Annotated in this window: 19 protein-coding genes and 1 tRNA gene; 6 read left to right on the top strand and 14 right to left on the bottom strand. The window is 58.4% G+C overall.

Translation table 11 applies throughout. The features are described 5' to 3' along the window. Positions 1-136 precede the first annotated feature (136 nt). Positions 137-1600: a glyceraldehyde-3-phosphate dehydrogenase gene (locus tag AO388_RS01145; protein WP_003371610.1), complete on the bottom strand. Its 1464-nt coding sequence runs from the start codon at positions 1598-1600 to the stop codon at positions 137-139. Positions 1601-1790: 190 nt separating this feature from the next. On the opposite strand from AO388_RS01145, the gene mfd reads away from it, so the two are divergent. The 3 genes from mfd (at position 1791) to AO388_RS01130 (ending at position 8599) form a co-directional block, all read left to right on the top strand. Further along, positions 1791-5243, top strand: coding sequence for a transcription-repair coupling factor (gene mfd, locus AO388_RS01140; protein ID WP_003436628.1), 3453 nt, complete (start codon positions 1791-1793; stop codon positions 5241-5243). A gap of 11 nt (positions 5244-5254) precedes the next feature. Then, positions 5255-5779 (top strand): CsiV family protein, encoded by a 525-nt coding sequence (locus AO388_RS01135; RefSeq protein ID WP_003436629.1) that lies wholly within the window; start codon positions 5255-5257, stop codon positions 5777-5779. A gap of 75 nt (positions 5780-5854) precedes the next feature. Beyond that, entirely contained in the window at positions 5855-8599 is a 2745-nt protein-coding gene (locus AO388_RS01130) for a DEAD/DEAH box helicase (RefSeq protein WP_058415938.1), read from the top strand. Positions 8600-8612: 13 nt separating this feature from the next. Here the strand turns inward: AO388_RS01130 and AO388_RS01125 are convergent, their stop codons facing one another. Next, complete coding sequence (locus AO388_RS01125) at positions 8613-9179, bottom strand: cysteine hydrolase family protein (protein WP_058415937.1); 567 nt, start codon at positions 9177-9179, stop codon at positions 8613-8615. A gap of 113 nt (positions 9180-9292) precedes the next feature. Between AO388_RS01125 and AO388_RS01120 the strand changes: the two genes are divergently transcribed. Both AO388_RS01120 and AO388_RS01115 read left to right on the top strand, forming a co-directional pair. Continuing rightward, on the top strand, positions 9293-10042 hold the full coding sequence (locus tag AO388_RS01120; protein ID WP_005744370.1) for a 3-oxoacyl-ACP reductase family protein: 750 nt from the start codon (positions 9293-9295) through the stop codon (positions 10040-10042). Positions 10043-10220: 178 nt separating this feature from the next. After that, positions 10221-10310 (top strand) — tRNA-Ser (locus AO388_RS01115). Between the two features lie 79 nt (positions 10311-10389). On the opposite strand, the gene AO388_RS01110 is transcribed toward AO388_RS01115, so the two are convergent. The 12 genes from AO388_RS01110 to AO388_RS01065 form a co-directional block, all read right to left on the bottom strand. Beyond that, complete coding sequence (locus AO388_RS01110) at positions 10390-12885, bottom strand: phage tail tape measure protein (protein WP_058415936.1); 2496 nt, start codon at positions 12883-12885, stop codon at positions 10390-10392. Between the two features lie 18 nt (positions 12886-12903). After that, a complete protein-coding gene (locus AO388_RS26895) occupies positions 12904-13143 on the bottom strand; it encodes a tail protein X (protein ID WP_083515747.1) in 240 nt (79 codons plus the stop codon). A 215-nt stretch (positions 13144-13358) separates the two neighbouring features. Further along, complete coding sequence (locus tag AO388_RS01100) at positions 13359-13733, bottom strand: hypothetical protein (protein ID WP_153003951.1); 375 nt, start codon at positions 13731-13733, stop codon at positions 13359-13361. Between the two features lie 25 nt (positions 13734-13758). Further along, positions 13759-13983 carry a hypothetical protein gene (locus AO388_RS01095; RefSeq protein ID WP_058415933.1) on the bottom strand — a complete coding sequence of 75 codons (225 nt, stop codon included), beginning with the start codon at positions 13981-13983 and terminating at the stop codon, positions 13759-13761. A 1-nt stretch (position 13984) separates the two neighbouring features. Beyond that, a complete protein-coding gene (locus tag AO388_RS29105) occupies positions 13985-14146 on the bottom strand; it encodes a hypothetical protein (protein WP_161937147.1) in 162 nt (53 codons plus the stop codon). Between the two features lie 2 nt (positions 14147-14148). Then, positions 14149-14430: a hypothetical protein gene (locus AO388_RS01090; protein WP_058415932.1), complete on the bottom strand. Its 282-nt coding sequence runs from the start codon at positions 14428-14430 to the stop codon at positions 14149-14151. Positions 14431-14450: 20 nt separating this feature from the next. Further along, positions 14451-15431, bottom strand: coding sequence for a hypothetical protein (locus tag AO388_RS01085; protein ID WP_058415931.1), 981 nt, complete (start codon positions 15429-15431; stop codon positions 14451-14453). A gap of 642 nt (positions 15432-16073) precedes the next feature. Beyond that, a complete protein-coding gene (locus AO388_RS01080) occupies positions 16074-16286 on the bottom strand; it encodes a hypothetical protein (protein ID WP_058415930.1) in 213 nt (70 codons plus the stop codon). A gap of 12 nt (positions 16287-16298) precedes the next feature. Further along, the gene (locus tag AO388_RS01075; protein ID WP_083515746.1) at positions 16299-17939 is read right to left on the bottom strand and encodes a virulence-associated E family protein; all 1641 of its coding nucleotides are present in this window, start codon (positions 17937-17939) and stop codon (positions 16299-16301) included. Continuing rightward, a complete protein-coding gene (locus AO388_RS28310; RefSeq protein ID WP_058415928.1) occupies positions 17936-18139 on the bottom strand; it encodes a hypothetical protein in 204 nt (67 codons plus the stop codon). Before AO388_RS28310 ends, AO388_RS01075 begins: the two co-directional genes overlap by 4 nt. A 152-nt stretch (positions 18140-18291) precedes the next feature. After that, positions 18292-18486 carry a helix-turn-helix transcriptional regulator gene (locus AO388_RS30160; protein WP_083515744.1) on the bottom strand — a complete coding sequence of 65 codons (195 nt, stop codon included), beginning with the start codon at positions 18484-18486 and terminating at the stop codon, positions 18292-18294. Positions 18487-18770: 284 nt separating this feature from the next. Continuing rightward, entirely contained in the window at positions 18771-19988 is a 1218-nt protein-coding gene (locus tag AO388_RS01065; RefSeq protein WP_063613795.1) for a tyrosine-type recombinase/integrase, read from the bottom strand. Between the two features lie 445 nt (positions 19989-20433). Between AO388_RS01065 and rbsK the strand changes: the two genes are divergently transcribed. Further along, the gene (gene rbsK / locus AO388_RS01060; RefSeq protein ID WP_058415927.1) at positions 20434-21360 is read left to right on the top strand and encodes a ribokinase; all 927 of its coding nucleotides are present in this window, start codon (positions 20434-20436) and stop codon (positions 21358-21360) included. Positions 21361-21378 lie beyond the last annotated feature (18 nt).

Raw genomic sequence — 21378 nt, 5'->3', positions numbered from 1 at the left:
CCATCGTCCAGAAAATCTGCGCGTGACAGATTCTCATGGCCAGCCACAAAACAAAACGGGCCGAAGCCTGCTTGCGCAGGGATCGGCCCGTTTATCTGCTGCCCCGGTCAGACCGGGCAGCTCAAGCGTTCAACGTTTACTGCGGGAATGCTGGCGGATTGACGTCTGCCATGTCTTCCATCACGCGAACTACCTGATGGCTGTAACCGAATTCGTTGTCGTACCAGACGTACAGCACAACGCGGTTGTCATTGACGATGGTCGCTTCGGCGTCCACCACACCGGCGTGACGCGAGCCGACGAAGTCAGTGGAGACCACTTCCTGCGAGTTCACGAAGTCGATCTGCTTGTGCAGGTCCGAGTGCAGCGCCATGTAGCGCAGGTACTCGTTCATTTCTTCGCGAGTGGTCTGCTTCTCGAGGTTGAGGTTGAGAATGGCCATGGACACGTTCGGCGTCGGAACGCGAATAGCGTTGCCGGTCAGCTTGCCGGCCAGCTCAGGCAATGCCTTGGCAGCAGCAGTAGCGGCACCGGTTTCGGTGATGACCATGTTCAATGCAGCGCTACGGCCACGACGGTCGCCCTTGTGGAAGTTGTCGATCAGGTTCTGGTCGTTGGTGTACGAGTGAACCGTTTCGACGTGACCGTTGGTGATGCCGAACTTGTCGTTGACCGCCTTGAGCACCGGCACGATGGCGTTGGTGGTGCAGGATGCCGCCGAGACGATTTTGTCGTCCGCAGTGATTTCACCGTGGTTGATACCGTGCACGATGTTCTTCAGCTTGCCCTTGCCCGGCGCGGTCAGGACCACGCGGTCGATGCCCGGGCAGGCCAGATGCTGACCCAGACCGTCGGCATCACGCCATACACCGGTGTTGTCCACCAGCAGAGCGTCCTTGATACCGTACTGGGTGTAATCCACCTCGGACGGGTTCTTGGCGTAGATCACCTGAATCAGGTTGCCGTTGGCGGTGAGCGTGCTGTTGGCTTCGTCGATGGTGATGGTGCCATCGAACGGACCGTGAACCGAGTCACGGCGCAGCAGGCTGGCGCGCTTGACCAGATCGTTTTCCGCGCCCTTGCGGACCACGATGGCGCGCAGACGCAGGCCGTCGCCACCACCGGTCTTCTCGATCAGGATCCGCGCCAGCAGGCGGCCGATACGACCGAAACCATACAGCACGACATCGGTGCCCTTGCGTGGGCTGGTGCCCTGCTGACCCACTACACTGGCCAGTTCTTCGCGAACAAACTGCTCTGGCGTGCGGCCATTGCCTTCGGTCTTGAACTTCACGGCCAGTTTGCCCAGGTCCACCGAAGCGGCACCCAGCTTGAGCTCGCTCATCGCCTTGATCAGCGGGAACGTCTCGTGTACGGACAACTCAACCGCATCGGACTGACGATGACGCGCAAAGCGGTGAGCTTTGAGAATCGCGATGACTGAACGGTTGATCAGGCTACGGCCATAGATCGAGCTCACCACATTATTATTGCGGTAGAGCTGACCGATGAGCGGGATCATCGCTTCGGCGAGAGCTTCACGATCAATCCATTCACCAAGACACTGGTCGGGCTTCTGAGTCACGGGAACCTTCCACATGTAGGGGCTGAAAAAAGGGGCTACATTATGACCGCGCCTTTGTTTATGAGCAATGCACGGCTGTCATATCGACGCGCACTACATAATTTTCGCCCGTAAACACTCGGTAATACTCCGGAAAACTGACAGCCACCACCTTCCCCCGTTACAATCGCCGCCCCTGTTGCAACGCCTGGAGCCCGACCTTCCCGTGCCAGTTCTGCGTCTACCGCATCTTTCTGCCGCTGCAGGCAAACAACACTGGGGCAATCTTCCCGGTGCCACACTGAGCCTGGCCATTGCCGAAGCCGCCAGCGCGGCGAAGCGCTTCACCCTGCTCCTGACCGCCGACAGCCAAAGCGCCGAGCGGCTCGAGCAAGAGCTGAAGTTTTTTGCGCCTACGCTGCCGGTTCTGCACTTCCCGGACTGGGAAACCCTGCCCTACGACCTGTTTTCGCCGCACCAGGACATCATTTCCCAGCGCATTGCCAGCCTTTATCGCCTGCCGGAACTGGAGCATGGCGTTTTGGTAGTTCCCATCACCACCGCCCTACACAGACTGGCGCCGACCAAATTCCTGCTCGGCAGCAGCCTGGTACTGGATGTCGGCCAGAAGCTCGACGTGGAAGCCATGCGTACGCGCCTGGAGGCCAGCGGCTACCGGTATGTGGACACGGTCTACGAACACGGCGAGTTCACCGTGCGCGGGGCGCTGATCGATCTGTTCCCGATGGGCAGCAAGCTGCCGTTTCGTATCGACCTGTTCGACGATGAGATCGAAACGCTGCGTACCTTCGACCCGGACACCCAGCGCTCCATCGACAAGGTCGAGTCGGTACGCCTGTTGCCCGCCCGTGAATTCCCGCTGCAGAAAGAGGAAGTCACACGCTTCAAGGCGCGCTTTCGCGAACGCTTCGACGTGGACTTCCGGCGCAGCCCGATTTTCCAGGACTTGAGCAGCGGCATCACGCCTGCCGGCATCGAGTACTACATCCCGTTGTTCTTCGAGGAAACCTCGACGCTGTTCGATTATCTGCCGCAGGACACCCAGGTGTTCTCCCTGCCGGGCATCGAACAGGCTGCCGAGAACTTCTGGAACGACGTGCGCAACCGCTATGAAGAACGCCGCGTCGACCCGGCCCGGCCGCTGCTGCCGCCAGCCGAGTTGTTTCTCCCGGTAGAAGACTGCTTCGCGCGCCTGAAAAACTGGCCGCGCGTGGTCGCCAGCCAGCAGGATGTCGACGCCGGTGCCGGACGCGAGCGCTTCCCGGCGCAGTCCCTGCCGGACCTGTCCATCGAAGCCAAGGCCACTCAACCACTGGCGGCCCTGTCGAATTTTCTGGATGACTTCCCCGGTCGCGTGCTGTTCACCGCGGAGTCCGCCGGGCGCCGGGAAGTGCTGCTGGAACTGCTCGAACGCCTCAAGCTGCGACCCAAGACCGTCGACAGCTGGCTGGATTTCGTCGACGGCAAGGACCGGCTGGCAATCACTATCGCGCCGCTTGACGAAGGCCTGCTGCTGGAACAACCAGCCCTGGCGCTGATCGCAGAAAGCCCGCTGTTCGGCCAGCGCGTCATGCAACGCCGTCGCCGCGAAAAGCGCACCGACGGCGGCAATAACGATGCAGTCATCAAGAACCTCACCGAGCTGCGCGAAGGCGCGCCGGTGGTGCACATCGATCATGGCGTGGGCCGTTATCTCGGGCTCGCGACCCTGGAAGTCGAAAACCAGGTCGCCGAATTCCTGATGCTGGCCTACGCCGAAGACGCCAAGCTGTACGTCCCGGTCGCCAACCTGCACCTGATTGCCCGCTACACCGGCAGCGACGACGAAACCGCGCCGCTGCACCGCCTGGGCTCGGAAACCTGGCAGAAGGCCAAGCGCAAGGCTGCCGAGCAGGTGCGTGACGTGGCGGCCGAGCTGCTGGATATCTACGCGCGTCGCGCAGCCCGCGAAGGTTATGCGTTTGCCGACCCGAAAGCCGATTACGCGACCTTCAGCGCAGGCTTCCCGTTCGAAGAGACACCGGATCAGCAAACCACTATCGATGCCGTGCGCGCCGACATGCTGGCGCCCAAGCCGATGGATCGTCTGGTCTGTGGCGACGTGGGTTTCGGCAAGACCGAAGTGGCCATGCGTGCCGCCTTCATCGCCGTGCATGGCGGGCGTCAGGTGGCCATTCTGGTGCCGACCACCCTGCTCGCCCAGCAGCACTACAACAGTTTCCGCGACCGTTTCGCCGACTGGCCGGTGACCGTCGAGGTGATGAGCCGCTTCAAGTCAGCCAAGGAAGTCAGCGCCGCGGTTGCCGATCTGGCCGAGGGCAAGATCGACATCGTTATCGGGACGCACAAGCTGTTGCAGGATGACGTCAAGATCAAGAACCTCGGTCTGGTGATCATCGACGAAGAACACCGGTTTGGCGTGCGCCAGAAGGAACAGCTCAAGGCGCTGCGCAGCGAGGTCGATATTCTGACCCTGACTGCAACGCCGATCCCGCGCACCCTGAACATGGCCGTGTCGGGCATGCGTGACCTGTCGATCATCGCCACGCCACCGGCGCGCAGGCTGTCGGTACGCACTTTCGTGATGGAGCAGAACAAGCCGACCATCAAGGAAGCCCTGCTGCGCGAGCTGTTGCGCGGCGGCCAGGTCTATTACCTGCACAACGACGTCAAGACCATCGAGAAATGCGCCGCCGATCTGGCCGAACTGGTGCCGGAGGCGCGTATCGGCATCGGCCACGGGCAGATGCGCGAGCGCGAACTCGAACAGGTGATGAGCGACTTCTACCACAAGCGCTTCAATGTACTGATCGCCTCGACCATCATCGAGACCGGCATCGACGTACCGAGCGCCAACACCATCATCATCGAGCGCGCCGACAAGTTCGGTTTGGCCCAGTTGCACCAGTTGCGCGGTCGCGTCGGGCGCAGTCACCACCAGGCCTATGCCTACCTGCTGACCCCGCCACGCAAACAGATCACCCCGGATGCCGAAAAGCGTCTGGAAGCGATTGCCAACACCCAGGACCTGGGCGCGGGCTTCGTGCTCGCCACCAACGACCTGGAGATCCGTGGCGCAGGCGAACTGCTCGGTGACGGCCAGAGCGGCCAGATCCAGGCGGTGGGCTTCACCCTGTACATGGAAATGCTCGAGCGCGCGGTGAAGTCGATTCGCAAGGGCGAGCAGCCCAATCTCGACCAGCCGCTGGGCGGCGGACCGGAAATCAACCTGCGCGTGCCGGCACTGATCCCCGAAGCCTACCTGCCGGATGTGCATACGCGCCTGATTCTCTACAAGCGCATTGCCAACGCCGCCGACGAAGAGGCCCTCAAGGACCTGCAGGTCGAAATGATCGACCGCTTCGGCCTGCTTCCGGAGCCGACCAAGAATCTGGTGCGTATCACGCTGCTCAAACTGCACGCCGAACAGCTGGGCATCCGGAAAATCGACGGTGGCCCGCAAGGTGGCCGTATCGAGTTCGCGGCCGAGACGCCGGTTGACCCACTGACCCTGATCAAGCTGATCCAGAGCCAGCCCAACCGCTATAAGTTCGAAGGTGCCACGCTGTTCAAATTCATGGTTCCCATGGAGCGCCCGGAAGAGCGCTTCAACACGATCGAAGCGCTGCTTGAGCGCCTGACCCCGAAAACTGCTTGAAGGATTCACGCATGCGTCTGTTTCGTTCATTGATCCTGCTGCTGACGCTGATCGCGCCGACCGCGTTCGCCGACGGCCTGTATCAGGTCGAGATTCTGCTGTTTCGCCAGAACGGCGAGCCGGCCTCGACCCGCCAGCTTGTACCGGAAAACTGGGACAAGGGCGCACAGAAGATCGACGCGAACGATGAACGAAGCCCCGCCCTCAATGATCTGGCGAGCAAACTGCAAGGCAGTGGCAACTATGAAGTGCTGATGCAGCGCGCCTGGCAGCAGAGCATCGGCAGCGAACCGGGCAAAGTCGCCATCACCAATGGTGAAGAGCGGCTTGGGCATTTCCCGATCGAAGGTACAGTGAGTCTGGCGATGGCACGCTTCACCGATATTGGTGCACAATTCTGGGTCAACCAGCTGGACCCGCATGGCGTGGTCATCAGCAGTGAACGATTGAAGCAGACTGCCAGGGTAAAGAACGGTGAGCTGACCTATCTGGACAACGGCAACCTCGCGTTGCTGATCAAGGTTTCTCCTCTTTGATCTTTACGTACGCAAGGGACGCCCGGGCGTCCCCTTTCTTTTTGAGCATCGCTGCGGCGTAGGGCTTTTTAAAACTTGTCGTCCATTCTCGAAAAAGTCCTGGCTGCGGCCTGGACAGACCTATTCCACGAGCGAACGCTTGAGCGAGGGCGCGACTACGCCCGGCAAAAACGCATCGTGCTGGAAGACTCCAGCCCGCAGATCATCCGCACCGCCTGTCGGGGCTCGGGCCTGGAAATCTATACCCAGACACTGCTGTTCAAGGACCCCGATCGCTACAAGAATTACCTGACCTGCAAATGCACCTGCCCGGTTCGCAACGATTGCAAACATTGCGTGGCTGCCCTGCTGTTTCTGCAGGACCCGCAAAACCGTCCGTTGCTGCAGGCCGCACTGGCCTCGCACCAGCAAGAGCCGGAAAAGCCCGTCGAGCAAAAACCCAGGCTGCCGGAGCGCCTGATCGATGACCTGCAGCCACGGCCCAGGCTGATTCTGGCCAGCATCGAGTTCAGTGCCTACGAACCGCGCAACGGGCGCATGCAGCGGCACATTCAGCACCGTGCCGCGCTGGCCTTTGCCTACGGCAAGCATTACGCGGTCGGCACCACCAACGTCAGCATTCTGGTCAGTTCGCTGGGCAGCGATCTGGTGAATCAGAAAAGCGACATCATCGAACACACCGACACCGAAACCCTGCGCATCCGTCGTCAGGGCGAACGGGAGCGGCAGTTGCGTCAGGAACTGGCCGACCTGGGCTTCAAGGTCGCCACCCGGCAAAGCAAGGCGTTGCCCGACAGCGCCGGCGACATGTACGAACTGCCCAACGACAAGGCCTGGCTGCACTTTGTCCTTGATGACCTGCCGCGACTGCGCGAGCAAGGCTGGGAAATCGACATTCAGGACGAGTTCGGTTTCGACGTCACGCCGGTGGAAGACTGGTACGCGGTCATCGACGAAGAGAACGAACGCGACTGGTTCGACCTGGAACTGGGCATCATCGTCAACGGCGAGCGCCTGAGCCTGCTGCCGATTCTGATCAACCTGATCCGCAGCCATCCCGAACTGATGAGCCCGTCGGCCGTGGCCAAGCGCGGGGACGAAGAACAATTGTTGGTGCAGCTCAACCACTTCACGCAAAGCGGCGGCAGCCCGGTACAGATCGCCCTGCCCTATGGCCGACTCAAGCCGGTACTGGCGACGCTGGGGGACTTCTACTGGCGTCAGGAGGGCAACAACGCGCTGCGCATGAGTAAAGCCGATGCGGCGCGCCTTACCCAGCTCGAAGACCTGCCGCTGACCTGGCAGGGCGGCGACCGCCTGCGTCACTTTGCCGAACGCCTGATCAACATCAAGGACGCGCCGGTCAGCCTGCCCGATGGCCTGAACGCCACGCTGCGCCCGTATCAGCTGGAAGGCCTGAGCTGGATGCAGTCGCTGCGCGAGCTGGAAGTCGGCGGTGTGCTGGCCGACGACATGGGCCTGGGCAAGACCCTGCAGACCCTCGCTCATCTGCTGATGGAAAAACAGGCCGGACGCCTCGACCGCCCGGCGCTGGCGGTCATGCCGACCAGCCTGATACCCAACTGGCTGGACGAGTCCGAGCACTTCACCCCGGATTTGAAAGTGCTGGCTCTGTACGGCGCCAGTCGCCACCAGGACGCCGGCAATCTTCAGGATTACGACCTGATCCTGACCACCTACGCGCTGTTGCCACGGGACCTGGAACTGCTCGAAAAACAGCCCTTCCACGTGCTGATTCTCGATGAAGCGCAGTACATCAAGAACCCCAACAGCAAGGCCGCCCAGGCCGCACGCAACCTCAACGCCCGCCAGCGTCTGTGCCTGAGCGGCACGCCATTGGAAAACCACCTGGGCGAGCTGTGGTCGCTGTTTCACTTCCTGATGCCCGGTTGGCTGGGCAACAGCAAGGAATTCAACAGCAATTACCGCACGGCGATCGAAAAGCACGGCAACCAGGACCGCTTGCATCACCTCAATGCGCGCATCAAGCCGTTCCTGCTGCGTCGCACCAAGGAACAGGTCGCGACCGAACTGCCACCCAAGACCGAGATCATCCACTGGGTAGACCTCAACGACGCGCAGCGCGATGTGTACGAAACCGTGCGCCTGGCGATGGATAAAAAGGTCAGGGACGAAATCACCCGCAAAGGCGTGGCACGCAGCCAGATCATCATTCTCGAAGCGCTGCTCAAGCTGCGTCAGGTGTGCTGCGACCTGCGTCTGGTCAATCAGGACATGCCGGTCAACAGCAAACAGGGCACCTCAGGCAAGCTCAACAGCCTGATGGAGATGTTCGAAGAACTGCTGGCCGAAGGTCGCAAGATTCTGTTGTTCTCGCAGTTCACTTCGATGCTCAGCCTGATCGAGGAAGAGCTCAAGCAACGCGGTATCGCCTACGCCCTGCTGACCGGGTCGACTCGCGATCGCCGCACACCGATCCATGATTTCCAGAGTGGCAAGCTGCCGATCTTCCTGATCAGCCTCAAAGCAGGCGGCACCGGCCTCAACCTGACCGCCGCCGATACGGTGATCCACTACGACCCGTGGTGGAACCCGGCAGCGGAAAATCAGGCGACCGACCGCGCGTACCGTATCGGCCAGGACAAGCCGGTGTTCGTCTACAAGATGATCGCGCGCGGCACCGTGGAAGAGAAAATCCAGCGCCTGCAACGGGAAAAATCAGCGCTGGCCTCGGGTGTGCTTGACGGTCGCACCAGCGGCGACTGGAAATTGCGCGACGAAGATTTGCAGGCACTGTTCGCCCCGCTTCCCGCAGCCCCGAAGAAAACCCGCAAGTAAACCCGTCCGGCGCTTATTCGACAGCAACCTGCTGGAGAATTTGCGCCGTGGACAGGACCGTGGCGTATTCACCGTGCAGGTTGGCCAGCGACATTGCATGCACGTCCTCGGCACTGCGCGGCGTGCCGAAGAAGTCCTGTTGATCGAAGGTAAAGCAGGCATCGTGCGCGACCAGCACATCAAACCCCAGATTGCCGCCACTGCGCGCGGTGGACTCGACCGAATTGTTGGTGATCACGCCGACAATCACCACCTGCCCAATCCCGTCCGAACGTAACCACATCTCCAGAAACGATCCGCAAAACGCATCAGGCACCTGCTTACTCAATTCCCGCTCATCGGCGTGCGGCAAGAACGCTGGCTGGTACTCGACCCCCGACTGCTCCGGCCAGAACACTGATTGCGGCGACGTCGAGAAATGCCGGACGTGGATCACCGGACGCCCGGATTGTCGCCAGGCACCCAGCAGCGCGCCGATATTCGCCTCGGCCTGCGGATTGTTACGCCGCCCCAGCTTGGGGTGATTGATGCCCTGCTGCATGTCGATCAGGATCAGCGCGCTGTTGTCTTGGATACCCATGATGAATCAGTCCGAACTTTTGGTTCAGCAAGACTATCGCAATCAAGGTCTATTCTGGTCGCAATCGTCGATAGGCTCCGGCCTGTCCGAGACCTGCCCCCAAGGAGAACATCATGATCGAACACCTTAAACTCGCCGGCAAAGTAGCGCTCGTGCAGGGCGGCTCACGCGGTATCGGCGCGGCCATCGTCCAGCGCCTGGCCAAAGAAGGCGCCGCCGTGGCGTTTACCTACGTCAGCTCCGAGGTCAACGCTCTGGAGATTCAGGACAGCATCGTCGCCAACGGCGGCCGGGCCCTGGCCATTCGCGCCGACAGCGCCGACGAAAAAGCCATCCGCCAGGCCGTACAGACCACTGCCGAGACCCTTGGCAGGCTGGATATTCTGGTCAACAACGCCGGCATTCTGGCCATTGCGCCGCTCAATGAATTCAGCATGCAGGACTTCGACAAAACTCTGGCCATCAACGTGCGCAGCGTGTTCATCGCCAGCCAGGAAGCCGCTCGGCACATGGAAGAAGGCGGCCGCATCATCAACATCGGCAGCACCAACGCCGATCGCATGCCCTTTGCGGGCGGTGCCACGTACGCCATGAGCAAGTCGGCGCTGATCGGCCTGACCAAAGGCATGGCCCGCGACCTCGGCCCGCAGGGTATCACCGTCAACAACGTCCAGCCCGGCCCGGTGGACACCGACATGAACCCGGCGCAGGGCGAATTCGCCGAAACCCTGAAAGCACTGATGGCCCTGCCCCGCTACGGCACAAGCGAAGAAATCGCCAGCTTCGTTGCCTACCTGGCAGGCCCGGAAGCCGGCTACATAACCGGTGCCAGCCTGACCATCGATGGCGGCTTTAGCGCCTGAAGCCTCCACCACATGCGGCCCTTTGCCCAAGGGCCGCATCCGCTACAAAGGCTTTTTACTGGCGAATCGTCGTTTATTTGCTTAAGCGCATGAAAAATCTGAAAAAAAGTTTTGCGTTAGGAAAAGGTTTCGACTACATTAGCGCGCCTCGACAGACACAACGTTGTCGTCGAGATACGGTGAGGTGTCCGAGTGGCTTAAGGAGCACGCCTGGAAAGTGTGTATACAAGAAATTGTATCGAGGGTTCGAATCCCTCCTTCACCGCCATATTCAAGCTGAAGGCCCCGTAATACGGGGCCTTTTTGTTTCTGTAAGTTTTAACCCACCACTCTACCCACCACCCGCATTACTGCGCGCCGTCGTGCATCGCGCCTCGACCGGCTACAGCCTGTTTCTGTTTCATCCGCTCAATCACTAGGTCAGCCAGCTGGCGTTCATTCATGCCTGGCGCGCCCTGCACCGTGATGGTCGGGTTCCAGTTGTTGGTGATAGTCTGGCTACTGCCCCGGCTTGTGGCCATAGGCGGCATGCTTGGCAGAATGGTCAGGGGGATTAGTGCGTTATCGTTAGCGGCTGGCGCCTTAACCCCTGCGTTTGCGAATGTGGCACCCACATTGACGACAGGCGGACTAGCGGCCTGATTGTCATTCGCGGCAGCCGCAACGACACCAGCCTTACCAATGGCTGCGCCAACAGTTTCCACGGTACGGCCTGGCTTACCAGCCTCGCCGTCCTTGCCGTCTTCACCTAGCCCGATAGCACTTTTTGCTTTCTCCCAGCCAGCAGCAACCTTATCTATCGCGCCGCCGACCTTCTCCATGATTGCGCCAGCATTCTCGCCAACCCATGTGATGCCTTTGATCAGCAATTGAAGTGGGGTAAGCGCCAGGTTGATGGCACCGCCTACCAGTCTGCCGAAGGTCAGGCCGCTGTCAGTGGACTTGGCAAGCGCTTCACTCGAGTATTTCACCGGCTCAAGGAGCTTGGTGAAATACTGCCACACCTCGCTAACAGCAGTTCCAACAGCATCGAACACCGGCTTTAGCACGCCCAAACCATTGTAAAGATTGGTGACCGCATTGATTACCGGCGCCATGCCCTGGACAACGCCAGTGCCGAAGCCGTCGAAAAATGATTTCACCAGGTCCCAATTGCGATAGACCATCAAGCCACCGACCGCGATTGCCGTGATGATGGCGCCAATGCCGGTGGACACGAACGCTACGCCAACCATGCGGATGCCAGCCGCCACCATCGGCAGCGCCCGCGTGGCCATGCCCACTAGACCGCCATTGGCCACCAGCGTGGCAGCGCCCAGCAACCTGGTGGAAGCTGCGGTAAGCGCAAGCCTGCCCTGTACGCCAGCCAGAGCGCCCGCAACTGACAGAGCCGCACCCTTCATGTAGGTGAAGGCCAAGGCGCCACCCAGCGTGGCCAGGCGCAGACCTGTGACGGCAAGCGTCGTTCCGATGATGACCCGCGTCAGGGTAGGATGCTCTCGCGAAAAGTCCGCTACGCTTTCCGAGCCCTTGGCAAAGGCGCCCATCAGTAGGTTGACGGTCGGCAGCAGCGTAGAGCCGATGTTGACCGACACTTTCGTGACGGAGTTGGTCAGCGTTTTAAACTGCGCCGTCGTGGTGTCCATTGTCGCTTGGAATTCACGCGACATGCTGCCGATAGCCTTCGGATCGAGGGCCAGACCAATCTGTTTGCGGTACTCAGCGACGTTGCCGACCAGCTTGGCCAGTGTATCCTGGTGCTCGAGCCCGACCAGCTCGACCAGCACACCGGCCCTCTTCTGCTCTGGCAGCTTGGCGACCTGATCGATGATCTTCAGCAGCGTGCCTTCGGCGTTTTTCGCCATACCGGCTTGGACGGCAGCAGTGCTCAGGTCGATTTCAGCCATGGCAGCTTTGAACTTTTTGGTGCCCTTGTCGGCTGCCGCGAACTTGGCAAACATAGCGTTCACTGCGGTGCCAGCCGTCTCGGTCGTTTCGCCCAGCGTCAGCAACGTTGACCCGAGCGCTGCCATAGAGTTGCCGGTGATCTTCACCGACGACGCAGACCCACCTACGCGGGTCAGGAAGTTGATAATGTCACCACCCTTGGACTGCGCGTTGTCGTCCAGGTAGTTGATCGAGTCGGCCAAGCCGTTGATGTTGCTGATCGGGATTTTGTAGAGCCCGGCGATTTTGCCCATGTCTTCGGCAAGCTGGCCTGCGGGGAGCTCGAACGCTGAAGACATCATGGCGGCGTTGCGTGTAAAGCCCAGCAGTTCCTTTCTAGCGATGCCCATGCGAGCGCCAGCGGCCACCATTTCGGCAATCTCGTTGGTAGCAATAGGTATTTCGCTACCCAGCTGCTGGATAGCCGCGCCCATTTCGTAATAGGTTTTAGTCAGCTTGCCGCTAGAGTCGCGAGCGCCTTCGACCTGCTTTGCAACGCCAAGCATTGCCGTCTCGAACTGAGCGGCCTGGACGATTGGCGTGATAGTGATAGCGCCGACTGCGGCAGTCTCGAATATCTTGCCCATGATTTCAGCGCGTTCAGCGCTGTTCGCGGTCTGAGCGTTCTGGATGGCGTTCAGGTTTTCGTGGGCTGTCCGCAGGCGGTCAACCTGGCTGGTCAGGCCGACATAGCGAGCGCGAAGCCCATCCACGTTCTTACCCATCTTGCCGAACGTCTGGATGGCGTTGGTCACCGTCCGCTGTTCAGCCTCAAGGCGCTTAAGGGCGCTGCCGACTTCGCCGACCTTGCCCTTAACATTGTTGAACGCAGAGCCAAGGCTGCTGGCAATTGAGCCACCAATGGTTATTACCGCGTTTAATTTTTTACTCGCCATTAGCGAATACCTCGATGATCATGTCCATAGGGAAATCCCTTTTGATGAAATCGTTTCAAACTTAGGAGTTTCAATTTTAATTCCAGCAGGAAAAATAACCCCCTGGTCAGCAAGATTTGGATTCGCTGCAAGTAGACGTTCCACGGTTCTGTTTTGGTCTGTTCCGTATATCTTCCAGGCTATGTAATCAATCGTGTCGCCTTGATTGGTTACATAGCCTTCTATTACTTGCGTTTCGTACCGTATTGCATCGGTCATACAGAAGTCATCCGGTCAATCTCAGCCTGTACAGCCGCAGCCATTTGAGGTTCGCAAGCTGCACGCAGAGAGGCAGCCGCCAGGTGCAGCGACTGACGACGGCGCTTGTCGGCGTCATTGAACTGAAGCGAGGGCGGGCCAAGCAGGAGCTGGACGCAATCATTCCAGCAGGCCACGTCGTCAGCCATCGAATTGCGAGCCTTGCGCGGCATGGGTTATTGGCCCTCAGCCATTGCGCCTTGGAGCAAGCGCTCCAGGGCATTGCGGCGCTTGACGGCATTGGCATCGCGAGCGGCTGAAGCTGCCACGATGTCACGCAATGCGGTGCGGTTCTCGATCAGCTGGGCAGCCTCATCGGCCAGGCGCTCTGCGCGAGTACGTGGCTTAGTATGAGTTGCCAGGATCGCGAGATTAATCCGTTGTTCCTCGCCTGGTGCCAATTCCAGGTTTTCACCGGCTGACAGGTTGTAATCTTCAAGCAAAATGGTGAATTCAGTTCCAGCGGCAACCATCTTGGCGGCAACCATGATGGGTTTAAGGGCCACTACCTTGACCGGCATTACTGCAATTGATTTGCTAATGGTTTGCATATTTGGAAATACCTATTGGTTTGTATTAGCGAGCGTCGAACGGGACTACTCTCAGCCCTCGCCGCTTTAATTCACGACGAAAGCGAGCACCAGGAGACATCGGGCGCCCGATCTTCTTCAACTTGCGAGGCTCAGCGGTGCTGGTTAATGCGATATGAGCCAGCAACTGTTGGCAGATGTTTTTGATATCTACGCCTGCAGCTTCAAGCTCAGTCAGCACTTCCACCGCACTACTTTTCATCAACGCCATTTTATTTAGCTCTCTTGATTTCGCACATTGCTGCGCGGATAACAGTTTGACTCATACTTACAGCAATACCTGTATCAACGTTTAAACGAGCTTGCTCTTTCTTAAAAACCTCGTACTGCTCAGGCGTGACTAATAAAGTTACTGGTTTTGTTGTCTGCTTCATATTTACCACCTACTAACCCAACTGGTACGGCGCGATGCTTGCCGAAAGTGTTTTTTTACATTCGATATCAGGAAGCGTGTCGCGATATCTACTTGGTCTACGGTCAGCGAGGGCCACAGTTTCTTCACAGCGGCGGACGTTGATTCAGGACTGCCGATAAAACCGGTCAAACCTTCCATCTGGACGATGGCCCGCTGCTCGCCGTGGCGAATGTGGATGGTTGCGTTGACTAGGATCGACACCACGCTGGTCGGAAGTACCGCCGATTCCTCGGCGGCCTCCATTCGGGACTTCAGGTGCACAATTAGGCTGCCTTCCAGAACGCAGACAGATCAGGCACCAGGGCTTCCATGTTGACGAAGCAGGTAATCTGACAGCCGCCATTCAGGGTGCGCAAGGCGGTCAATCGCAGGTCGTCACCGATAGCGATGGCGGCGCGGCTGAAGGCGCCAAGCACTGTGCCAGTGGCCTGGCTGGTCAGCTCGGCCCTCACACCGTCAACGCGCAGGATGCCGTCAGTACCAACAACGGCGCCGGTTGCGCTAGTGCCTGCGATGGCGCGCAGCTCGTCGAAGCGCAGGCCGGAACTGGCGACACCGGACAGAGAGAACGAATTCAGGGTGCCGGTGTTCAGGACTGCCAACAACAGGCGGTCAGCCTCGTTGGCCATGCCCATGCCGATGGAGGTCCAGATGGCATCGGTCGTCACGTCTTCGGACAGGTCTTTCAGCTGGCGACGGGTAAGGTCGAAGCGGACACCAACGGCAGGCACGTCTTTGGCCAGCTCGGTGCGGCTCAAAGGGATTTCGCTTGCTGCCAGGTCTGCGCCGTCTGCGACCGCTTCGAACTTGCCAGCCTCAACTACGACGAACGCGGCAGGGTGCTCGACGTTGACGCCAGGGCCGGTAGTGGCTTGCTCAGGGCCTGGCACGATGATGATGCGGGCACCGGCCTGTGCCACCAGGCTGTTGTTCAGCAGAGTTACGGAAAGGTCATTCTGTTTGCCAACTGCGGTGCCAGCAGGCAGGAAGCTGCGCGAGCCAACGCCGTGATAATCGTTCGCTGGCAGGGTTTCCAGTCGGCCAGTGATGCCCTGGCTGCGCAGCTCTTTGGCGCTGACAGTGCGAACCCCATCCTTTACCGGAAGGTTTTCGCCAAGGGTCACATAGCGAACTGCGGCAGGCGGAACAGCGCGGAACTGCGCAACGTCGCCGTTGCCGTCGAGGGTTGCAACGCCGCCTTGGTGGTTCATTGCGGCGCGGATCATGTCTTGAAGTAAGCGCATATTGAATCATTCTCGATAGATGGATTAGGTCTTACGATTAGATTCTCAGCGAAGCTAGGAGCGCGTTCCACTTGGGGTTTTTCCAAGCGAGGGGTTTAGATTTGTCTTGAAAAACGTACCTCCATACATGAATACCATTCATGCCAAAGCCAATAAACATGAATTTTATAATTAATAAATTGGATTCGGTAGATCACGCAGATATGGGATTACGCGGAGGCAATGTCCCCGCATGGCCTAGGGCGCGAGGGAGGACCCGGAACCGACCGACCCCGCACCAACTCGGTGCGCCATCCGGATTCAGTGTGGCAAGCAGCGCTGACCACCAGACGACACGCTCAGCAACAGGCGCGGTGACACTGACGAAGCAGGGATCAGTGTTCCTCCTGTTCCTCCTGTTCCTCCTGTTCCTGCGAAAGGCGCAATCCCAACACTTACCCAAACATGCACTGTTGATCTTTTACCTATTTCTAGAGGAACAAGGGGGAACAGGGGAACAAGTCAACCAAATCAGCGAGTTAGCATGTTCCCCTCAATACCTGTGTTCCCCTCATTAGGAGGAACGAATGCTAACCAGTCGAAAAAAACCCCGGCAAGTGCCAGGGCGAAGGGTTCGAGGCCAATCGGAGTTTGGGCAGGCCGCTATCGCTCCCTGAAAGGCAGGATGGTAGCCGGTCCAATGTCGGTGATTGAGTGAACCGCTTGGCATCCAGGCTCCAGCGTCTCAACAAATATTCGCAGGTCTTCAGCTGCTGCGGCTTCGGCCTCGGCATAAGTTGCGTGAATCTGGCGCATTGCGAGGACAACACAGATTTCGTCGCTGGTCAGGGTGTGAATGTGAACTTGATAACCCATGTCGGTAGTCTCTTAGAATGGCGCGTCGGTGCGTGGACGTGGGCGAGCTGACTTACGTTCGAAGCCCCATACCGCAACTGGATTGCTAGGGAAACGCATTTTCTTGCGCACGAACCCGATAGCCTTTAGCGCCTTGCCAGCTCGTGCCTGGTCTGCTTGCGTCATGCGTGAGAATTCAAAGCCCAGCCCTTCCAACACTTCGCTGGTGGTGACCCTCGCCTGGCTGCCGAACTTCTCTTCTATCCTGGCTTCCCAGACGTCCGTTTCGCGACGGTCTTCGGTCTGCGCGTCGGCTTCCTCGGTCGGGACTTCCCACCAGGTAGCGCCTTCCAGAACCTGGTTCACCGCTTCGGCAAGCAATTGTTCACGGCTTGCGCGTAACCAATTCAGGTCGATGCGCTCGATGGAGATTGGCCAGAAACGGCGCGCCCCAGTGCTGTCGCGCAGGTATTCGTGTTCGTTGGTAGTACCAGCGAAGACGACACGACGCGGCAAATCAATTGCACGCTTTGCATAAGGCAGGCGGCAACGATCTTGGCTTGAGCTTAGTATCTGTTTGATCCTTGTCACGTCAGCTTTGCGCATGGCGTTCAGCTCGCCAATTTCGACTAGCCATTTGCCCTGGATCACCACAAAAAAGTCCTTTGTCTCCAGGCTTTCCGTCAGCTCGGCGTAATACTCGCCGCCCAGCACTGAAAGCATAGTGGACTTGTTTGAACCTTGCGGACCTTCGAACACTGGCATAGTGTCCACCTTGCTGCCTGGCATCAGGCCGCGTGCCACCAGCGAACGCAGGAAGTTCGCTCCGACAGCGTCATGGTACGGGTCACGGCTCGCGCCCACCGCGTTTACCAGCCAGCCGTTCAGGCGGGGTACGCCATCCCAGATCAGACTACGCAGCCAGTCGGCCAGCTCGTCGCGTTGGTCATGCTGTGCCACTGATATGGCGGCTTTCTCTATCGTCTCGTCACCGAACTTCACCAATCCGAAGTCGCGCTGGAAAATCTCGGTCAGCTGAAGGCGGTCAGAGTCCACCCATTTGCGCGGACGGTCACAGTCCCAGGTCGTCATGATTTCCTGGTGAAACGTGTCGTACCAGATTTTTCTGGCGAACATTGGATGATCGCGAAGGACTGCGCAGGCGTTCGCCAGGTTGGCGTATGGCTCTTGACGCATATTGCAGTCCACGTAAACGCCGACTTGCGCGAGCATTTGAACAACTTCAATGTTATTGGCGGGCTTGCGAAGCTGATGCGCGAGCGCATCTTTACGCGTTTGCGCCTCGACCAGACGTAGCATGTCCGTATCGGACAGTTGTTCGCCGCGATCAATAAGGCTTTCGCCAATCGTTGCAATTAGCGCCTCTTTTGCAAACTCTGCCTCGGCTGCCTGGCGCCTATGTTGCGCTCTTACTTCTGGGCTCAGGCTACCGGTGAAAAGGTCCCGCATTTTTAGGCCAGCCGCGCTAACTACATCTTTGGTTTCGCAACCCGCACGGCAGTACAGCAACACGTCGCCGTTTTCAGCTTCCGTTATGCCCAGGCTAGGGCTCTTATCAGTGTGCGCGGGACAGCAAGCGCTCCAACGGCCCTTTCCTGATGGCTTGCACTTGTCCAAACGGGACAGGACGACGTCTATCGGGCGCAAACTCATAGAGCACCCTGCTGGCGAAGGGTGATGAGACAATCGAGCCACAGGCGTTCGGCATCCAGGCGGGTAATAGACCAAGGCCGATCAGCAGGAGCCATGCGCGCCAGGTCGGCAATGATGGCTTGTACGCGGTTGTCGTTGGGGTCGGCCAGCAGGATAGCTTCAATAGCCCAGTAGGCGTGCTGAAAGCGAAGTGCGTCCAAGCGTGAAGGTTCGAGAGGTAGGCGGCGCGGGCGTGACGCCTTTATCAACTCGGCCAGAACCTTATAGATGCGAAGGAATCGAGCCGTTTTATAGGGATTACGGGTCGTCCGTATCCCTCCGGCACTAGGCCAGATGCGAAGATTTTCCATCGCTACTCCCCCGAAAACACGGGGCGTGACACCATCCAAGCCTTAACTTCAGACTCAAGCCACGCAACCCGACGAGGCCCGATATATCGGCACGGGGGAAAAATGCCATCGCGCTGCCAGCGCCACAGAGTAATGCGGCTTATGCTCAGTGTGGAGCAAACGGTTTTGGTGCTCAGAAATTTGTCATGCTCTTGCATGTTGGTTGCCCTAATAGGGCCGACGCATTGCGTAGCAATTGAGAGTGAGCTACGATTACCAGGCGTGACCTACGCACTGATTTGCTTCGGCTTGTCAGTCTTGGGGGCAAATGTCTCGTAAACATTTCGCCCCCTCATTTTTGCCAAGCCCATTCATTATGCTGGTCTTGTTGTTTCACAATATAATAGGAAGTTTTTAGCCGCAACCTCCTGTTTTTTATAGAATTACCTATAGTGAAACAGCGTTATGGCGAGTGAATTCAAGGTATAGCACAGCGCCAAACTTACCGATGAACGGTATTAAGTCCGACACAGTAGTCTGCCCACTCCTGCATCAGCTCCTTCCTTTTTGCCAACAGATCACCCCTACGATATGCGGCCTCCACAGCATTGCCAACGGTATGTGCTAGGGCCATTTCCGCTACCATATTGGGAAAGCTAGTCTCTTCAGCCGCCCAATCCCGGAAGGTTGAACGGAACCCATGGACGGTCAAGTCAACACACTTCATTCGACGCAACAGCATTGCCATTGCCATCTGCGAAAGCGGTCTGCCAGGGCGGGTTCCTGGAAACACATACGGGGAGCCTAAAAGTTGAGGTGTTGACCGCAGGATGGCCACCGCATTAGCGGATAGAGGGACCTTATGTTCACGTCTCGCTTTCATCCTTGCTGCGGGGATCGTCCAAACGGCAGCGTCTAAGTCAAACTCAGTCCAGGTGGCTTGCAGAACTTCACTGGTACGACACGCTGTCAATATGACCAGTAATAGTGCTCGCGCAGAGAGTCCGGCTTGCTGATTAAGCTGAAAAATGAATTCCGGGATTTCTGCATATGGTAGGGCCGCATGATGCTTCACCCTTTTTAGGCTATTACGTTTAGGTAAGAGCGTTTCGAGATGCCCTTTCCATAACGCCGGGTTTTCTCCCTCAAATAACCGTCGGGCCTTCGCTGATGAAATTATCGCTTCTAAACGGTTGCGCACCCTGCTCGCGGTCTCGTTTTTAACTGACCAGATAGGACTTAGAATTTTAAGTAAATCATCGGTATTAACGGCGGATATAGGCTTTTCACCAATAACTGGAAACGCGTAGGTGGTAAGCGTGTTTTCCCATTGTTGGGCATGTTTGACGTTCGACCATCCAGCTCGGTGTGTTTGGATGTAGTCCAGTGCATAGGCCTTGAAGGTAACGACCTTCTCAGATTGAGCGCGTCCATCCGCCAACGCTTGATCGCGAGCTGTGATCGGATCGATTCGTTTCGCTACTAGGCGTCGTGCATCCTCTGACGCCTCTTTGGCTGCAAGCATCGAAACGTCAGGGTAGGTTCCCAATCCCATTTCGCGACGCCTGCCACCCAGTTGGAACCTAAAAATCCAACTGGTGCTGCCGCTTTTGCTCACTTGCAGATAAAGGCCGTCGTTGACTCGATGCGTTCCAGCAGAGGCTTCAGAAATCATTTTCTTCAGCGCCCTATCGGACCCGATATTACCCTTGCCAGCCATACCCACCACCTTACCCACCATTAGGTTGTGCCACAGCATAAATCTAATTGAAGCGTAGTGAAACAGATATAACAGGATAAGCCCGCAGATTAAGGCCTCCAGTATGATTTATAGTGATGTGGGATTAGGCAATGAATCAGCTGTTAGGCGGACTCCTTCACCGCCATATTTGAAACACACAAACCCCTGAATTCTTCAACGAATTCAGGGGTTTTGTGGTTTCCGGGGTCTGAAAAAATGGTCGTGGGATCGATTGCTTAGCAGCAGGCCTCACACGCGCCCCCCTTTCTCCGATCCGGAACGGCCACCCAAACGCCCTGCAGGCGTTTTGATAGCGCACGCTCACATCAAAAAATAAAGATTGAATCCTCACAGAAAATGTTATTTAAATAACATAAATAAAGCCGTCGAGGCTTCCATCGGCGCTGGTGAGGTCAAAATAACAATGAGCAAGATTGCAGTCATCGGCAGCAACATGGTCGACCTGATTACTTACATCGAACGCATGCCCGCCCAGGGCGAAACGCTCGAAGCACCGCGCTTTGCCATGGGCTGCGGCGGCAAGGGCGCCAATCAGGCCGTTGCCGCAGCGCTGCTGGGTGCCGACGTGCTGATGCTCAGCAAGGTCGGCGACGATGCTTTCGCCGATACCACTTTGGCCAACTTTCAGCGACTGGGTATTGATACGCGCTTCGTTGAACGGGTGCCCGGCGTGTCGAGCGGCGTGGCGCCGATCTTCGTCCAGGAGAACTCCCATAACAGCATCCTCATCGTCAAAGGTGCCAATGCCCACCTGAGCCCGGCCGATATCGACCGGGCCGAGGCGCATCTGCGCGATTGCGCTTTGATTGTGCTGCAACTGGAAGTCGAGCTGGCGACCGTTTACCACGCCATCGCCTTCGCTCACCGGCATGCCATCCCGGTGCTGCTCAACCCCGCCCCGGCCTTGGCCGGCCTGAGCCGCGAGCACTTGGCGCAGCTGGATTTCCTGATCCCCAACGAAAGCGAGCTGGCACTGATCAGCGGCCAGCCGGTGACGTGCGCCGAAGAGGCGGCTCAGGCGGCACGGCAATTGGTCACGCTGGGTGTACGCCACGTCATCGTCACACTGGGCGAACAAGGGGCGCTGTACGTCGGTACCGAAGGCGAGTGGCAGGTGCCAGGGGTCAAGGTGCAGGCGCGTGACACCACGGGTGCAGGTGACGCCTTCATTGGCTGCTTCGCCCGGCACTGGAGCCAGGACGGCAATATTCGCCAGGCCATGCACCAGGCGGTGGCCTACTCGGCCTGCTCGGTCACCGGCCTCGGCACGCAATCTTCTTACCCCGATGCGCCGACGTTTGCGCGCTTCCTCGATGCATCGGCCAACTGACACTCACCAGCATCTCGC

It is taken from the genome of Pseudomonas sp. ICMP 10191, assembly GCF_001467335.1.
GTDB classification, from domain to species: domain Bacteria; phylum Pseudomonadota; class Gammaproteobacteria; order Pseudomonadales; family Pseudomonadaceae; genus Aquipseudomonas; species Aquipseudomonas cerasi.
The sequence above is the reverse complement of the archived record's forward strand: the minus strand, read 5'-3'. Positions and strand labels throughout refer to the sequence as shown.

Coding starts and splice junctions, on each gene's coding strand:
- AO388_RS01125 (WP_058415937.1), bottom strand. CDS start 9,179: ATGGGTATCCAAGACAACAGCGCGCTGATCCTGATCGACATGCAGCAG.
- AO388_RS01085 (WP_058415931.1), bottom strand. CDS start 15,431: ATGCGCTTACTTCAAGACATGATCCGCGCCGCAATGAACCACCAAGGC.
- AO388_RS01075 (WP_083515746.1), bottom strand. CDS start 17,939: ATGAGTTTGCGCCCGATAGACGTCGTCCTGTCCCGTTTGGACAAGTGC.
- rbsK (WP_058415927.1), top strand. CDS start 20,434: ATGAGCAAGATTGCAGTCATCGGCAGCAACATGGTCGACCTGATTACT.
- AO388_RS01135 (WP_003436629.1), top strand. CDS start 5,255: ATGCGTCTGTTTCGTTCATTGATCCTGCTGCTGACGCTGATCGCGCCG.
- AO388_RS01090 (WP_058415932.1), bottom strand. CDS start 14,430: ATGGAGGCCGCCGAGGAATCGGCGGTACTTCCGACCAGCGTGGTGTCG.
- AO388_RS01145 (WP_003371610.1), bottom strand. CDS start 1,600: ATGTGGAAGGTTCCCGTGACTCAGAAGCCCGACCAGTGTCTTGGTGAA.
- AO388_RS30160 (WP_083515744.1), bottom strand. CDS start 18,486: ATGCAAGAGCATGACAAATTTCTGAGCACCAAAACCGTTTGCTCCACA.
- AO388_RS29105 (WP_161937147.1), bottom strand. CDS start 14,146: ATGAAGCAGACAACAAAACCAGTAACTTTATTAGTCACGCCTGAGCAG.
- AO388_RS01100 (WP_153003951.1), bottom strand. CDS start 13,733: ATGCAAACCATTAGCAAATCAATTGCAGTAATGCCGGTCAAGGTAGTG.
- AO388_RS01095 (WP_058415933.1), bottom strand. CDS start 13,983: ATGGCGTTGATGAAAAGTAGTGCGGTGGAAGTGCTGACTGAGCTTGAA.
- AO388_RS01065 (WP_063613795.1), bottom strand. CDS start 19,988: ATGGCTGGCAAGGGTAATATCGGGTCCGATAGGGCGCTGAAGAAAATG.
- AO388_RS01110 (WP_058415936.1), bottom strand. CDS start 12,885: ATGGCGAGTAAAAAATTAAACGCGGTAATAACCATTGGTGGCTCAATT.
- AO388_RS01080 (WP_058415930.1), bottom strand. CDS start 16,286: ATGGGTTATCAAGTTCACATTCACACCCTGACCAGCGACGAAATCTGT.
- AO388_RS01120 (WP_005744370.1), top strand. CDS start 9,293: ATGATCGAACACCTTAAACTCGCCGGCAAAGTAGCGCTCGTGCAGGGC.
- AO388_RS26895 (WP_083515747.1), bottom strand. CDS start 13,143: ATGACCGATGCAATACGGTACGAAACGCAAGTAATAGAAGGCTATGTA.